Annotated in this window: 14 protein-coding genes; all 14 read right to left on the minus strand. The window is 61.5% G+C overall.

The genetic code is table 11. The features are described 5' to 3' along the window. On the minus strand, positions 1 to 978 hold a 978-nt coding region (locus tag CSQ93_RS28225; protein ID WP_158301406.1), incomplete at its 3' end, for a hypothetical protein. Continuing rightward, positions 975 to 2,444 carry a hypothetical protein gene (locus CSQ93_RS28230; RefSeq protein ID WP_099380883.1) on the minus strand — a complete coding sequence of 490 codons (1,470 nt, stop codon included), beginning with the start codon at positions 2,442 to 2,444 and terminating at the stop codon, positions 975 to 977. The genes CSQ93_RS28230 and CSQ93_RS28225, both read right to left, overlap by 4 nt. Beyond that, complete coding sequence (locus CSQ93_RS28235) at positions 2,441 to 8,005, minus strand: hypothetical protein (RefSeq protein WP_099380884.1); 5,565 nt, start codon at positions 8,003 to 8,005, stop codon at positions 2,441 to 2,443. Before CSQ93_RS28235 ends, CSQ93_RS28230 begins: the two co-directional genes overlap by 4 nt. Next, positions 8,006 to 8,344 (minus strand): phage tail assembly chaperone, encoded by a 339-nt coding sequence (locus tag CSQ93_RS28240; protein ID WP_099380885.1) that lies wholly within the window; start codon positions 8,342 to 8,344, stop codon positions 8,006 to 8,008. Positions 8,345 to 8,352: 8 nt separating this feature from the next. Continuing rightward, a complete protein-coding gene (locus tag CSQ93_RS28245) occupies positions 8,353 to 8,817 on the minus strand; it encodes a hypothetical protein (RefSeq protein WP_099380886.1) in 465 nt (154 codons plus the stop codon). Between the two features lie 131 nt (positions 8,818 to 8,948). Further along, on the minus strand, positions 8,949 to 10,154 hold the full coding sequence (locus tag CSQ93_RS28250; RefSeq protein WP_099380887.1) for a phage tail tube protein: 1,206 nt from the start codon (positions 10,152 to 10,154) through the stop codon (positions 8,949 to 8,951). Positions 10,155 to 10,220: 66 nt separating this feature from the next. Then, positions 10,221 to 10,622 carry a DUF4128 domain-containing protein gene (locus tag CSQ93_RS28255; protein WP_099380888.1) on the minus strand — a complete coding sequence of 134 codons (402 nt, stop codon included), beginning with the start codon at positions 10,620 to 10,622 and terminating at the stop codon, positions 10,221 to 10,223. Continuing rightward, positions 10,619 to 11,095, minus strand: coding sequence for a hypothetical protein (locus CSQ93_RS28260; protein ID WP_233516390.1), 477 nt, complete (start codon positions 11,093 to 11,095; stop codon positions 10,619 to 10,621). Before CSQ93_RS28260 ends, CSQ93_RS28255 begins: the two co-directional genes overlap by 4 nt. 20 nt (positions 11,096 to 11,115) lie before the next feature. Next, entirely contained in the window at positions 11,116 to 11,490 is a 375-nt protein-coding gene (locus CSQ93_RS28265) for a hypothetical protein (protein WP_099380889.1), read from the minus strand. Continuing rightward, the gene (locus CSQ93_RS28270; RefSeq protein ID WP_099380890.1) at positions 11,487 to 11,927 is read right to left on the minus strand and encodes a hypothetical protein; all 441 of its coding nucleotides are present in this window, start codon (positions 11,925 to 11,927) and stop codon (positions 11,487 to 11,489) included. The genes CSQ93_RS28265 and CSQ93_RS28270 overlap by 4 nt, the downstream gene beginning before the upstream one ends. Continuing rightward, positions 11,924 to 12,436 (minus strand): DnaT-like ssDNA-binding protein, encoded by a 513-nt coding sequence (locus CSQ93_RS28275; RefSeq protein WP_099380891.1) that lies wholly within the window; start codon positions 12,434 to 12,436, stop codon positions 11,924 to 11,926. Before CSQ93_RS28275 ends, CSQ93_RS28270 begins: the two co-directional genes overlap by 4 nt. A 47-nt stretch (positions 12,437 to 12,483) precedes the next feature. Then, positions 12,484 to 12,951 carry a hypothetical protein gene (locus tag CSQ93_RS28280; protein ID WP_099380892.1) on the minus strand — a complete coding sequence of 156 codons (468 nt, stop codon included), beginning with the start codon at positions 12,949 to 12,951 and terminating at the stop codon, positions 12,484 to 12,486. Positions 12,952 to 13,015: 64 nt separating this feature from the next. Next, positions 13,016 to 14,008, minus strand: a complete 993-nt coding sequence (locus tag CSQ93_RS28285; RefSeq protein WP_099380893.1) for a major capsid protein — start codon at positions 14,006 to 14,008, stop codon at positions 13,016 to 13,018. Between the two features lie 2 nt (positions 14,009 to 14,010). Beyond that, positions 14,011 to 14,811 carry a DUF6651 domain-containing protein gene (locus CSQ93_RS28290; protein WP_099380894.1) on the minus strand — a complete coding sequence of 267 codons (801 nt, stop codon included), beginning with the start codon at positions 14,809 to 14,811 and terminating at the stop codon, positions 14,011 to 14,013. Positions 14,812 to 15,016 lie beyond the last annotated feature (205 nt).

Raw genomic sequence — 15,016 nt, forward strand, 5'->3', positions numbered from 1 at the left:
TTCAGTCCGCTGGCCGCTCGTTGCACTGCGAATCAGACCAAAGGTTCCGGTAGCAGCCACCAACTCGCCTCTAAAAGACCCTTTGGCCGCTACCAGCTCACCTGAAAACCTTGCAATTGGAGCAACTCCAGCCCCTCCTGGCGTCACGGTAAGCCCTGGCATCTCAAAATAGCCCGTACTCGACAGCTGAAAAAAGCCGCCTGGCACATTGATATTTCCAATAAGCAATCCTTGGGCGCTCAAATGAAAGCCACTGCCGCCGTTGTTGGGCCAGCCGTAGTTACTGGACGGATACCCGGCGCCGCCATGCAGCGTCGCGCTGTAGATATCGCCTGCAGTCACCTTGCCAAGATCGGCGCTGATCGCGCTCAGCTGTCCCACCTTCAGCGCACTCAGGTACGGCGCCGACCACTTTGTGGTGCCGCTGGCGGGATTGAAAATGCCATCGGACCGGTACAGCGATTCGCCGGCGCCAAACAGCGGCGGCGAACCCTCCCACACCGTGCCGGCGCCCCAGGTATCAATCGGGGGATAGGATGTTGCGCCCTGTGTGCTGATCGTCGCTGGCGCGCTGGCCAGCGATAGCAAGTTGGTCTTGCTGTAGCAGATCCGTGCCGAGTTGCCTGTCACGCCATCGAAAATCTTGCTGACCGTCTGGCTGGCCGTGTAAGTCAGGCCGTCGACCACGATGCTGGCCGCGATCGTCACGCTGTCGCCCACCATGCCACCATAGGTCATACTGGCCACGTTGCCGACGCGCGTCAGCACGCTGGCGTTGCTGGCGGTGAATGTCACCTGGCCCTGCATATTTATCAGTCCTGCCGTGAAATCGATGCTGGCAGGCGCGGCAATTGCCGTCGCCGCCACCTTGAATGCCTGCGCAGTGGCCGCCAGCAGCAGCACTCGGTCGTTGGCAGGCTCGAAGCGCGGCACCGTATTCATGATCAGGCGGTCCCTGGCGCCGCCGATGGGCGTCATACCAGCACTCCCACAGTCACGCGCCCAGCAAGCCATTGGTGCGACAACAGTACCACCACACCAGGCACGCCGTCCTGCAGACCGAATCGACTATCTCGCAGCCGCACGGGCTGCCCCAGTTCCAGCATCATCATCTCGGGTTCTCCGTCAAATTCACAAATCGTGCGCTGCACCTTGTTCATGGCCAGGCGGCGCGCCGCTTCCGCACGGGCATCTTCGTTCGTCTTGAGGCAGGTTTCAATTTGCGGCGGATCGTCCGTCAGGCGATAGCGCGCACGCACCGCCTCGTCGACCGCGGTTTCGGTCAGCCATTCCTTCCCGTACAAGTCGGCATGCGCAGGCGGAATACTGGTGGTCAGGCTCGCCTGCACTGTGTAATTGCGATCAAAAGCGATCTTGACGGCGGCGACCACGGGGAGACGCTGCACGACGCGCAGTGACCCCATCCGCATTTTCTCGGAGCCAATTTGCACCGGCACACCGGCGGCCGGCAGCGCGATCTGCACCAGGCGCAGCTGGCCAGTGCGCGACATGATCGCCTGGGCGCCCACGCTGGCCGCCAGTTGCTGGATGGCCTGCGCCTGGTTCGTCCGGTCAGCAACGTACAGACCCACCAGTTGCGGGTGCGCTGCGTCGAAGGCGGCCAGGTTGACCAGGTCGAGATCAGCCAGAGTAAAACGGTCGGCCGCCTTGCCGTAGGCCGTCGCAATGCGCTGCACCAGCGGCGCGATGCGCGGGGCATACCCGCCGACGACATCGCCCTGCACGCTGGCGGTAACAGCATTCGCCTGCGGGTTGATTGTCAGCGTGAAGCGTCCAGTCGCATTGTTGATGGTGACAGGGACCGGCTTGCCGTTGGTGCGGACTTCGAACGTCGATTCGACTGCACCGAGAAAACCATACTCCAACGTGGCCGGGTTGGTCAGTAAGGGCGTGACGTTGTGACACTCGCCAAACGGGATCGGCAGGGTCGCGTCCTTGTTGGGTGAGACGCCGCCCAGCTTGGCCTCGGAGATCGGCGTGTCGAGACGCTGCAGCTTGTCGCGCAGGGACAGGTTGAGCGCTTCCCGGCTCGAACTACCGATATCGGCAATGATGCCATCAAACACCAGGCGGAAATCGGCGCGCGGCCAACGCGGATCGCCGGACCAGGCCTTGATCGGTCGATTGCGCCACACGTCGCCGAGCCAGCTGTCGAGCTTGCCGTCTGCATTGCCCAACTCGATATCCCCCCCCGACAGTCCAGCCTCACCGGTCAGGCTCACCTGCTCGGTGAAGGCCAGGCCGCCAGTGGCCAGCGGCAGATACACGGTGTTGGCCGGCACCTCCGCTGGACCCGTGACATACGGCCGCGAGGCAATATAGCGCGTGACCTCGCTGCCGCCCACATTCACTTGTGCCTCGATCAGCACCATGCGGATGGCTCGCGGACTCTTCAGCCATTGCAAAAACTGCTCATCTGTCATTGCGAGTACTCCACTTGTTTCGCCCAGGCGGATGCCTTGGCGGATTTATCGACGCCGGCCACGACCGTCTGGGCCGCTTTGTCGTTCGATTCGACGGTGGCCAGGATGGTGGCGCCGGTTTGCTTGGCCTGATCAGCGCGCAGCCCTTTGACCTCTTCCCGCAGGCTCTTGATCTCGGCCACCAGGGCGTCCGTATTGCCGCCGCCCTGGCTTGGCGCGCCGCCGAAGTAACGGCGCATGGCAGCGGCAGCTTGCGCGTCCACCACCACTTCGCCGCGGTGCAGCTCGGCCGCGTAGCCATCAAATGGCACATTGGCCAGGCCGCCGGCATGGGAGCCGTCGAACTGCACGCCCATGCCACTCGCCGTGCCCATCGCCGCACGCAGGTTGGCGATGGCTTGCGCCACCGTCAGCACGCTATCGTTGATGGTGATCAGGCCCGACACCTGGGCCTTGAGGGCATCCAGGCTGGCCTGATGCACGTCGACCTGAGCGGAGGCCCACTTGGCGGCGTCCTCGTTGGCGGCGATGACGCGGGCGTAATCCGCCGCGTACTTCGCATCCGAGGCGTTCACCACCTGCGACGCCGTCAGGAATGCCTGCTCAGCAGCCGACAGGCCGGACTGCGCCGTCGCATCGCCGGCATTCGCCGCCGCCAGGGTTTTCTCGAACTGGGCACGCGCTTCGGCGTACTTTTGCTCCGGCGTCAGCACGGACTGGCTGCCCAGAGCCATGCTGGCGTTCAGGCTGTTGAGCGTGGCCACCCACGATTTCGATTTATCCAGCGCCGTCTGGGCCGCTGCCGATTCCTTTTCGTAGGCCTTGCCCAACGCATCCTTGGCCGACACGACCGCCCTAGCCGCCTGCACCTGGTCGAACAGTGCACGATTGACGGCGGCGACGCTGGAGCGCTGGATGGCCAGCAGTTCCGTTTCGCTTTTCGTCAGCTCGTTCAGCTGCTTTTGCAGATCCATGCGTTCGCTGGCAATTTCGCTGGCGGTTTTGAGCACCGCTGCATACTCGCCAGTTGCCGCAGCCACTTCGGCAGCGTAATCGGCAGCTTTCTTGAACGGTTCGGCAAGGGCAATCAGCTCCACATACATCGCCTGGCCAGCAGCCGTGTTCAGGTCCTGCGCCAACACCAAGGCCTTAAACTGATCGATCGTCGTCACGCCCGATACGCCCAGCTTGCCCATGGCATCGTTCACCGATTTCGTGATCGGTGCCATGCGCTCCGCTTCCGACAGAAAGTTTTCGACGAAGAAGCCGGTACCGCTGGTCAGCTTGTCAAGGCCGCCGGCGGCCGCGATCAGGCTTTCGCTCAGCGCCACCGCGCCAAGACCGGTAGTATTGAAGGACTTACCCAACACGGCCAGCACGTCGGACACCTGTATGTAGTCGTTGGTGACACGAACCAGCGTTTCCAGATAGCCCTCACCTACGGCCTGATATTGCTGCAGGCCTGCCACGCCCCAGCGGGCCATGTCATCGCCCATCTTGGAAAATGCGGTTTCCAGTGCTTTCTGCTGTTCCTCGCCAGACAGACCTTTCAAGCTGATCTTGCCCAGATCGACGACAAACGAATTAAGCCGAGTGTTGAATGCATCGCCGCCTATGCCCAGCGCATCAGCAGCACCGCGGATCGTCTGTCCCATGCTGCTGATGATCATGGTGAACTGGTTATTCATTTCCCCCGACAGCGCGGCGGTTTGTGTGCTGTCCTTGTCCTTATAGGTGAAGCCGAATGCCTTCTTCTTCGTGTTGACATCGGCATAAGCTTGGGCGGTAAAGCCCAACGCGTCCACATTCCCAAGCGACATGGCGTTGCCGGTAATGCCCTGGTCTTTGATCGACGTCGAAGTCTTAAACAATTTCGATACCGCAAAGCCGATTGCCGCACCGATTGCCATGCCGATGGGGCCAGCGACCGCGCCCATCATCGTCAAGCTGCCGCCAATCGTGCCCATCGTCATCGCGCCAGCGATACTGCCACCCAGCATGGCGCCGCCGTAGGTGGCCGCACCGGACAGGGCCAGTTGCCCACCCTTGCCGAACGTCGGCGCCGAGCCGGTCTGTATGCCAGCTGCCGCACCACCGCCCTCGGCAACTACGCCCGAGCGGGCGAGTAGGCCGGCCAGATTGCCGATCCCGCTCACCATCTTCCTCAGCGACGAGTCCATCGAAATGGTGTGCGCCAATCCCAGGCCAGAGTTTTTCTCCATGATTGCCAAGCTGTGCGCGATCGATTCCGATTTCGCGGACGAATCGCCCAGCACCGTGCCGGTGCCGTTGGCCGCCTGGCGTTGTTCGGACAGGCTGACGCTGCCCCCGCCCATGCCACCGAACATTTTTGCCCCGATTGCAACTACAGCAGCCAGCGTCGCGGCGCCGGCCGCCAAGTTCATCGGGAACGGTAGCGAGGCCAGGGCTTTCACCACGGCCGTAATGCCCCAGGCGCTGGCCTCGGTCGCGGCCAGGCCAGTGGACGCGGCCGTGGTCGTCGCCTCACCGGTCAACTTAGTGGCGTTCAAGGTCAGGTTGGCGGCGACCTCCGCCTCTTTGAAGAAAATCTTCTTGATCATCGACTCGACAGCCATCGCCATTTCGTATGCACGAAATGCTTTTTCTGCAGTTTCCATCACCTTGTAACCGGTGCTGTTTTCCTTGAAGAAGCCCTTGGCGGCGCTGGCCATGTCGCCATAAGACTTGATCTGCGCCTGGGCGCCCTGCTGCGCTGCGGCGGCTTGGGCCTTGGCAACCTTCAGAGGATTGTCGCCGGCGTCCTTGATGCCGGCAGCCAGCTGGGCGGCAATGCCCGCTTGCGTGCGCTCGTAGCCGGTCAATGCCGTGGTCAGTCCGCCGATCGCTTTGCCCACGGCACCGAACGATTCGGCCATGCCGGTGGCAGCAGCCTGCGCCGCCGTGTCGACGGCCGTCAAAATGTCCAGCAACTCCTTGGCTTTGGCGACGTCGGTGCCTGCCTCCTGGGCCTGGGCGACACCTTGCGCGGCGCGCAAGCGCCTCAAACTGTCGATCTTGCGATTATTCAGCTCGATGGTCTTCTCGCTATTCGCGAAGCCAGCCAAGGCCGCGTTCTGCTCTTCCAGGTCGGCAATGGCCAGTGCCGTCTTGGCCGCTGGCAGCATGCCGTACGTGCGGATCTGCTCTTCGACGGCTGCGACTTGCGCATTAATCGATGCGATTTCCTTGTTCGCAGCATCGGCTGCGGCCGTCGCGGTGGCCGCTTGGCGCAGGCGCTCTTCCTCGTCACGGATGAAGCTTGCGTCAAAGAAGGCCTTTTCGGCTGCGTCGCGCTTACCCAGGATCTCGTTCAGTTCCTTCTGGTGCTTGGCTGCCTCTGCCTTCGTCGCGCTGTTGTGCCCTTGCAGTGCTCCGATCTGCTGGTCGAAAGAATCGATCTCAGCCTCATAGGTTTTCAGGGCGTAGTCGCGCTTGTTCTGGTAGGCCTGCTCCACGGAAAGCTCGCCTCCCTTGAGATACATGTCGTCGAGCTTGCCCAGTGCGTCGTAATGCGCTTTCGCTGTGGCGGCCTCTTTGGCATACTGCTTGATTTGATCGGCAAGCTGCGTGTTCTCGACTTGATCGGCCTTTGGCTTGGGTTCTCGGCCTTCCGTGTCGCGGTAAGTGGGTGTACCGACATATACGGAATTTGCAAGCGCTATTTGGGCATCCTGCTGAATTTTCAGGCTCTTGCCAGCGTTCTCTACCAGCAGAGCCTGCGCGCGCTGTGCGTAATCGCCTTCAACCTTAAGCTTTTCGTCAGCGTCTTTTTTTCTTTTCGCATTGATAGTTATCACGCGCTCGTCATAGGCTTTTTGGAACTTATCTTCACCGGCGAGGATCTGGTCTTTCGTATCGCCAAGCAGTTTGGCGTTTGCCTCCATCGCCGCTTGCATCTTCTTGTAGGCATCAATTTGACCTGTAATGCTAAAACCTGCCTCCGAGCGGTCAATCGTGTATTGGGTATGAATTTCAGAAGCCTTGCTTGCATACGAACCCGCCGCGCCCAGCAGCTTCATTGCGGAAAAAGCATTGTTGACGTTGTCGGCGACCACAACGAACACCTGCGCGAGCGTGCTGCCCCATTCGTGCAATTGGTTATTCCGCGACAATTCACTAACTTCGCCGTTCGCGTCCTTGAGGCCCTTCGTCAACGCCATGACTGTAACGGTCAACACCTCAAGGAAGGTTTCGCCGACCACGGTTTTCAGGTCGGTCATGTAGCGTTGCATCGACGTGATTTGTTTTCCGGCCGTACCCATGGCGGCCTCGTAGGTGCCAGCGATATCCGAGCCGCGCTCGATCACGGCATTGAGGCGCGCTTGCACGCGCTCGTTCTCCGATAGTTCCTTGGTCGTCTTGCCCAGCTCATCAGCCATCTGACGATATGCCGTCTGAAGGTTCACGTTAATACCGATGTTCCGCAGGATCAGCACGTTGCCGCGCGAGATCCCGTTCACCAGGCGGTCGAACGCATCCGACGAATTCAAGTGACCGATCACGGCCGCGTCCTGGGCGATTCGCGCCAGCACTGTGGCGTTTTTCAGATCGACGTGCGCCTGGACCAGCTTGGTTGCCGACTCACGCGACTCGACCATGGTAATTCCCTGACGAGCGATCGAGTCGGTCGCCGTATCCATCTGGGTTTTGGTGTAGCCCGCATTGCGGCCGACGACTTGAACGACCACACCAAGCGTCTCATACCGGGCCGCCAGCAGCGACGATTCCTTGATGTAGTCCCATACCTTCAGGGCGGCATAGGCCGCGACAAGAGCCTTGACTGCAAGCGCCAATACGTCTGACGATTTAGCGGCATCCTCCTTTGCCTTTGCCGCAGCCCTGATGGCGTCCTCATAGCCCTTAATCGCGGCGATAGCCTGCTGCGTTTCCTTGGTCACGCCCATTTGCGCTGCCTGATAGGCAAGCAGCTGGGTACGGCTCATGCCAATTGTGGCTGCCTGCTCACGCATACGCTCGATCAGTTGCTGCTGGCCCAGCGTCAATTGGGTGGTCGAACCGCCCAGCGCCGTCGTGGCCTGGGCTGCCTGACGCGCCTGCTCAGCCTGGGCACGCATGATTTTGGACGTGTCATCCATCTGGCCATTGCTGACGGCTGCACGCTGGCCAGTGCGCTGCGTGGCATCGCCAAGCGCTTCCACGCTCTTGGCAGCATCGCTTCCGCGGCGCCACACACCAGCCGACGAGTTTGTGAAGTTGTCCAGCGCGCCGACGCCCTCGGCCGATGTCGAGCGCACGCGCGCCGTCGCCGCGCTCAGCGAATCAACGGACGTGGTAGCCCCAGCCACTTTTGGCGCGACCCGCGCACCAGCATCACCCAGCGCATCGACAGCCGTTGCACCTTCGGCGGCCTTGGACTTGGCCCCAGCGCTGGCCTCGCCCAACTTGTCGACGGCAGCCGTGGCGCCAGCGGTCTTTTGCTCGACGCGCACCGCTGCCTCGCCAAGGGAATCCAGGGCCTTGCTGCCCTCAACCACCTGGCGAGTGTCGATGGAAAGTCCAAGCTGAGCGATATCGGGCATTTAAGGTTCCTTCTTGTTTTGGTGATGCATGAACAACGCGTCGAGGCGATCGATCACGCCTTCTTCAAACGGATCGAAGCGCACCTGGTGGCGCGCCTGCCAGGCCAATATTTCAGCGCTGGTGAGCGCGTTCACAGCCATGCCGCACTGGCGCTTCTGGTTCAGTAACGTGAACCAGGCCCAGATGTAGGCCAGCTCTGGCGGTAACTGCGGCACGACCGGCGCCTCGGGCGCCCGGTAAAGCGGGTTCTGCCGGGCGGTGTCCAAATGATCGCCCTTGGCGTTGCCGTCACCTGCTGCTGCAGCACGGTCGAATTGGTGATCGGCGTACAGCAGCATCGCGACGACTAGACTTTCAAAAAATCAGCGTCCTTTTCCAGGGCAGCGGAAACGCGCTCTTGCCAGGTCGGGAATTTATCGAACGACGCCGACGCCACCGACTTATCGAACGGAGCTTCGGCGCCGGCACTGGTGAAGCCGTACCAGCCGACCGTTACGGCCAGCGCCAGGCGCTTTGCGTTGTCGTCGATCAGGCTGACCAGTTGATCGGCGCCAGCGTCTGTCGAAGCATCGATCGCGGTTTTACGCTTCGCCGACTTCTTGTAACCTTCGGCCCGCAGGGCATGGTTTTCGTTGCGGTACTCTTCGGAGTTCTTGCCAACGATGATGAAGCCGGCGGTAGGCTCGCCGTCCTCGTCGAACAGGACCGGCACCTTGACGGTGACGCGCTCTGCCGGCGCGGACAGGTTGGCGATATCGAAGCCGGCGATGGCCAGGATTTGAGCGGTGTTCAGGGAAGCAGTGGTATTCATGGGTAATGCCTTTCGTGGGTTTTGATAAGTGCCCGTGCCGGCCGCTGCGCCCACGAAGGCGACAGCGACCGGTCGGTGCTGGGGTGGCACTTGCGCCAAAAGGAAAGCCCGGCGCCGGCCGGGCGGAATGGTTACACCAGGCTCGTGTCCTGGAAGGACACGGTCGTGGCCTCGTGCTGCGCGTCGTTGCCTTGGTAGCGCAGGATGTCGAAGGCGCAGGTCACGATCTTGTTTTTCTCGCCGTCGTCCACCTTGGCGCTGGTGATCTTGATACGGCCCATGGCGATCGTCATCACTTCAGCCGTCGGCGCCGTGCTGGCCGCCATGGCGTACGCCAGCGGCAGCTCGACTTCCTGCTTGAAGTAGTCGATGTATGCCGAATCCTGCATCAGCACCGTGAACTGGCCACTGCCCAGCACCTTGCCGCGCGAGGCGGCGGTGGCGAACTTGGAGCCGATCACCGGATCGATTTTGACCTGGCCATCCAGCGACAGCGACATACCCGTGCAGATTTGCGACGGGATGCCCGCGACCGACAGCATCGCGGTGGCGCCGGAGAACTTGCCGGTGCCGGGCGTGGATGCTGGCGCGTTGAAGTACGCGGCCGGCGTGGTCGGGCCTTCCAGCTTGCCCATCAGGGTGAAGTCCATGCTGGTGATGCCATTCGGCTGCACGGCAATATCGACCTTGCTGACCAGCTGGTCGATGAAGCAGCGATTCACGGCAATACCCGGATCCTGCACTTCCGCGGTGAACCAGTCGGTGGTGTGCCCGGTCAACGGCGTGAAGCTGCGCTTTCCGGTTGCGGTCACGGTCACCGGATCACCTTCGACTTTCACCGTCATGGCGCTGCCGTCCATAAACTGGCCCGTCAGCTTCAGCGCGGTGGCGGACGTGACGAAGAAATTCTTGCCGTTGTTGGCGGCGCCGGTGGTCAGGAAGCCGCCGATGCGCACGACAGTACCGGCGCGGTGACCGTCGGCCAGCCAGGAACCGGCGCTGCGGGTCAGACCCGTGGCACCCGATGCGATGGTATTTTGCGCCGCAGTAGTACCGCCGGCCGTGAAGTCGCGGCGCAGCAGCGCGGCCAGCAGCACAGCGTAGGTGCCGCAGCTGGCTTCCCCTTTAATGGCGCCGGAGGTACGGAAGTTGCCCAGGCGGGTATCGCTCTGTTGCTGGCTCGGGTCAATCTCGTTGCTCGAATACTTGTCAGCGTCCGTGTCGAACGTCGCGGTCACGCGCGGATAGAGGCGGCCGGCGGCGGCCAGCGCCTTCGTGCCTTCCGCTGTTTGCTTGCCGATAACGAGCAGGCTGTCGATGCCGTTTGCAGTGGTCATGGTATGGATTGCCTTTCTTTGGTCGAAAAAATAGACCGCCGAGGCGATCTGTGTGGGTGATGCGGGTTACAGGTTGCAGAACCAGCGAATCTTGACCGGGACCATCCATCGGTCGCCGTCTTCGCGGCCGACAGCGATTTCAGGCGTACGCTCAATCTGCACGGTCACATCGCCCTTCGTGAAGCTTGCGCCGCGACGGAACAGCTCCTTGATCATTTCAGCACGCATGCCGGCGGCGGCAGTGCCCTGGCCCGGCGGATACAGCAAGCTGACCTGGAAGATGCCGCGCTCCTGGCGCGAGCCGTCCCCCAAGGAATGATTGTCCGGTTCCGCTGGCAGCAAATAGGCCGCTTGATACGGTCGGCCGGTGACTGGCGTGTACGGCACGTTCTGCCAAGCGGTGTCGATGGCTGGCGCGAGGCTGGCCAGGGCCGCCTCCAGTGCCGCGCGTATTGTTGCTTGGCTCATAATTTATAGCTCGAATAGCCTTGAGCGAACTCGCTTGCGGTGGTGCCGTCGCGCACGCCGTTCACAGCATTGTCCACAATTGTGCGGAATTCCACGACCGTCAGCATCACCACGCCGACGGGCGCCTGGCGGGACCAGCCCTCTTCGATGCGTTTCGCATAAGGCAGGTTGTTCACGAGATAGATCACGTCGCCCGCCTTCGCCGCACTGATCGTGCTGCCGTGGGCGGCAATCGTGGCACTGCCGTCCTTGTCGATCAGGTCGCGCACGCCGGTGACGGGCGAGCCGATGGAAAGCTGCCAGTTGGCGCGGAAGCGGCCGCCGGTATAACCGGGTGGCGGCTTGTGCTTCCAGAACTTGGCGTCACCGACCGGCGAGCGCTGCACCAGCTTATTGTCGACCTTCATGGTGATGGCGCGCACCACCAAATCCTGGCTCGCCTTGGTCTTGGCGATGAATTCGGCGATCTGCATGGAAAACGACATACTTGCCATCAAATCCCCCGCAGCTGGAGCGTGTGCAGTACGGCCACGTCGACCGGGGCCGTGGCTTCAACGGTCTTGATCGTGTAGCTGGCACCACCGAACAGCACCAAATCAGCATTGGTCGGCGTAGGCATCGGCGCGCCGTTGCGCTGCAGCGGCGACAGCAGCAATTGCTGGTCGCCCGCCTGGATCAGCGTGCCGTCGATGTTCTCGGCCTCGTAATTGATCTTGACACCCGTGCCTTCGTAGTCAGTGGTCGTGCTGGGCGCCGTGCCCAGGCCCGGATCGTACTCGCCGGTCACGACCTGGCGCAGCACCACGATGCCGCCCTTGCGGCGCAGGGACTGGTCGGCGCGCTGGGCGGTTTTGGTGTAGTCGGTCATGCGCTGTCACTCCAGTCCGCCTTGATCATCCGTTTTGTCATGCCGTTTTCGAACAACATGTTCGTGCCATAGTCGTGGCAGACCAGAAACTCACCCAACATGCCGTAATTGCGACGCTTGAAGTCGCAAAGGAAGGCGGGCATCTTCTCCGGGTACTGGGAATCACCGGCGGAGCGCGTGCGCTCCATCACCAGTATGGTGCCGTTCGGACTGATCCAACGGCAAGCGGCGAACCAGCGCGACAGCGGCGTATCCTTGACGCGCTGCCAAGTTTCCCATTCAACGACGTTCTGGAAGTATCCGGCCCGTTCCTCGATCTTGATAACGCAGTCTGGCACCATGGCGCTCGTCCAGACCGCGCGTGACATGCCGGTGTAGATCAGGTCGTCGCATAGCAGGCCAAACGCCTCGCGGTGGATTGATGGACTAATACTCATGCCCGTGTCACCTTCATCGAATTGCCGCCGCCGGCCATGCCGAAGTACGGCGCCAACAGCGCGTCCACGGCCACGAAGCGCTCTCGCGCGTCCGTGGTGTTCTGGAAGTACTCTGTTTCCAGCGGGCCGGTCTTGTCTTTCTTGATCGCGTTCGAGCCGATGTTGAGGTCGGGTAGCAGATCCTCGCCGCTGCCGGCGCGCATGGCCAGGTCGATGAAGGCATTGACCACGTCCGGCGGAACGATTGTGCTGGGCACGATGAAGCCGTCGACCACGACGTTGTAGCGCGGCCAGTCCAGCATCTGGCGCTGATAGACGCGACGACCGGCCCAGCGCGTGCGGTAGGTGGCCATGAAGATCATCGCCTTGCGCAGGGCGATTTCCTTATCGGCCTCGGCCAGCGCCGCCCAATCGGTCCGGCCCAGGCTGGCGCAGCGCGCATCCGCCTGGCTGATGCTCGCGTAGCTGTCGGCATCGGGGGCGCCAGCGCCAGTTTCAATTGTAAGCATGCTGATCCTGATGTGGAAAGCCCGCGCGTGGCGAGCGATGGTGGCGTTTAGGCTGTCTTGGCCTTGGCAGGCTTCGACTCAGCGGCTGCCGCCTGGGTAGCAGCGGCCTGCTTGGCCACTTCGTCGCGCAGGCGTTGGGCCTCGGCTTCGTTGGCGGCGGCCTGCGCCGCGTTGCGGGCCGCAGCGAGCTCATTTTCGTGCGCCTGCTTGGCAACGCGCTCTTTCTCGGCCGCCAGCTCGCGTTCGCGTTGCTGCAGGTCTTCGTGCGCGGCCAGCAGATCAGCGCGAGCAGCCATCAACTCGGCCGCAGTCGGCACGCGTTCGCCCGGGCCTTGATCAACATATTCGGCCTTGATCGTGACTTCCGGTACGTCATCAGCTGCATTGACGCGGCCAATAGCCACGTTTGCATCGATGATCTTGAGGCCAGCCTGGCGCGCGAGCGCCTTGACGTCCTCGTTGTATTGGAACATCGGCCCTGGCAGATACCAGATGTTTGCCGGTACATTTTCCATTTGGAACTCCGTTTCTTGTGCTTGATGGAGAAGCCGCGCCCCCGTTGAGAGGCGCGGCGCGGGCTTACTTGGTCGCGTCACCGATGGTGATCACGCCAGCCGTGTGCTTATCGCTGGTGGCCACCTTGTCCCAGTTGGAGCCGGTAGCCAGCGCGGCGTCGGACGGCGATTTGCCGCCCGAGGCTTCGTCCCAGGTGTAGCCCTTCAGGCCGAGGCCAAAGGTATAGTCGACCTGCATCGTGGTTTCGATGCGCTGATTGCCATTGGTCGTCTCAATGTTGCTGATGATGTCGGAACCGTCGGTAACGGTTGCGGCACCTTCGGCCAAGGACAGCACACGCAGCTTGGCAGGCGCAGCAGGGCCAGGCGATGCGCCCACAGCAGCCGAATACAGCGCCGGCGCGTCGGTAACGACCACTGCCTTGCCGAGAATATCGACAACACGAACGTTTTGAGCCTGGAACAGCTGCTTGGCATTGGCCAGGTTGGCGCCGATCAGCTTGTGGAAGGTGGTGCCGTTCATGATCTGCGCGACCAGGTTGCCGCTGTGATCGCCGAACTTGCCGTGGGCTTCGTTCATGGCAATGTAGTCCACGCCCTGGGTTGCGCTCACGTCGTTGACCGTGTTCGCGTTGTTGCTGATGGCTGCGACCAGCGCTGCAATGGCGGTGTTCAGCTGATCAGCCATCATCGCTTCGGCGAAATTGCGCGATGCAACCTCGATGCCTTCAGCGGTCGGCTTATGCAGCCAGGTCATTTGCGACGGCTCGAATCGAATCGGGCCGAAGCCGCCAGCGATTTTGACCGAGCTATGTTTGAGCTGGGTCAAATCCGTTGCTGCGGCCGCGCCATTGGCGCCGTAGCGATTCACGCGGCGCTGTGCCGAATGGATCGCAGCGAAGAACGATTCTTGCAGGAAGTCGCCTTCAAAACCTTCCGTGGTAAGACGGATGGCGCCATTACTGGCTGCGTTGAACTTTTCCACCATCTGCGCCAGCGTTTCGATGGTCGCCGGCATGATGTATTTGTTGAAGACTTGCATTTGGGAGAGAGACATTTTTAGCCTTTCGCTAATTCGGGATATTGAGCGGCAAAAGCAGTGGTACGCTCTTCGCGCGTCCCACCGAGATTGCCCTGAGTTTTCTGACCGCCATTTGGAACGTCACGCTGCTGCGCGCCGCCGCCCGATGCGCCCGAGGCACGGATGATCTGGTCCTTGAACGGGCATGCGCGAACGAGCGCATCCAGGCCTTCATCAAAGTCCGCCACCTCACCAGGCCGCGTGGGCGAATAGATCTTGTTGCCGCTGGCGTCGTAAGGGACCATCTTGCCGTCCTCTACTTTGAAGTTGCTGCCGAAATAGGCTTTCGCCATCTCTGCAGGAATGGCCAGGCGAGTCGGATGCTTGTCGTCCGTGAGCAACTTCGAGCCGGCAAAGCTGCCGCCGATCATGTGGGCATTGAGCTCGGCAGTGCGCTTTTCGAGCATGCCGGTCAATTCCTGCTCGCGAGTTGCGCTGGCCTTGGCGGCAGCAGCCACCTGCTCCTGCGCGGCCTTGGCAGCAGCGGTCTTGATTTCCTCGACCTTGCCGGCCGTGACCAACTTGCCCTCGTCAAAATTCTTGACGGTTTCCAGCGCCTTGATGGCCGCCGCCGGATCTTCGATGCCTTCGAACAGCTTCACTTTCGCTTCCGATTCGGTGAAGCGGCGCTTGTAATCGGTGTTTTCACCGGTCAGCTGGCCGATCTTGTCGAAGGCCTGCTTGGCATCAAAGACGATTTCACGCCCGTCGTCGTGCACATACACGGGTTTGCCATCGCGGAGAACTGCATTGCCATTGGCGTCGAGGAGGAGTTTCATAGTTTGAACTTTCTGTTCAGGAGGTTATGGGCTTTCTGCCCGACAGGCCTGGCGCGCGGCTTTCTGCGTTGCGTACAGGCATAAAAAAATCTATGGTCACCCTCCTTTTTGCAAGCTGATTTTGTATGATGTGAGTAGGCTTGCTTAAATCTATCCGGCGTCTGGTTGGAGATGGATCTCCGCGCCACGATGAGAGTCGCGCCTG

The organism is Janthinobacterium sp. BJB426 (genome assembly GCF_002735705.1).
In the GTDB taxonomy this organism is placed as follows: Bacteria; Pseudomonadota; Gammaproteobacteria; order Burkholderiales; family Burkholderiaceae_D; genus Janthinobacterium.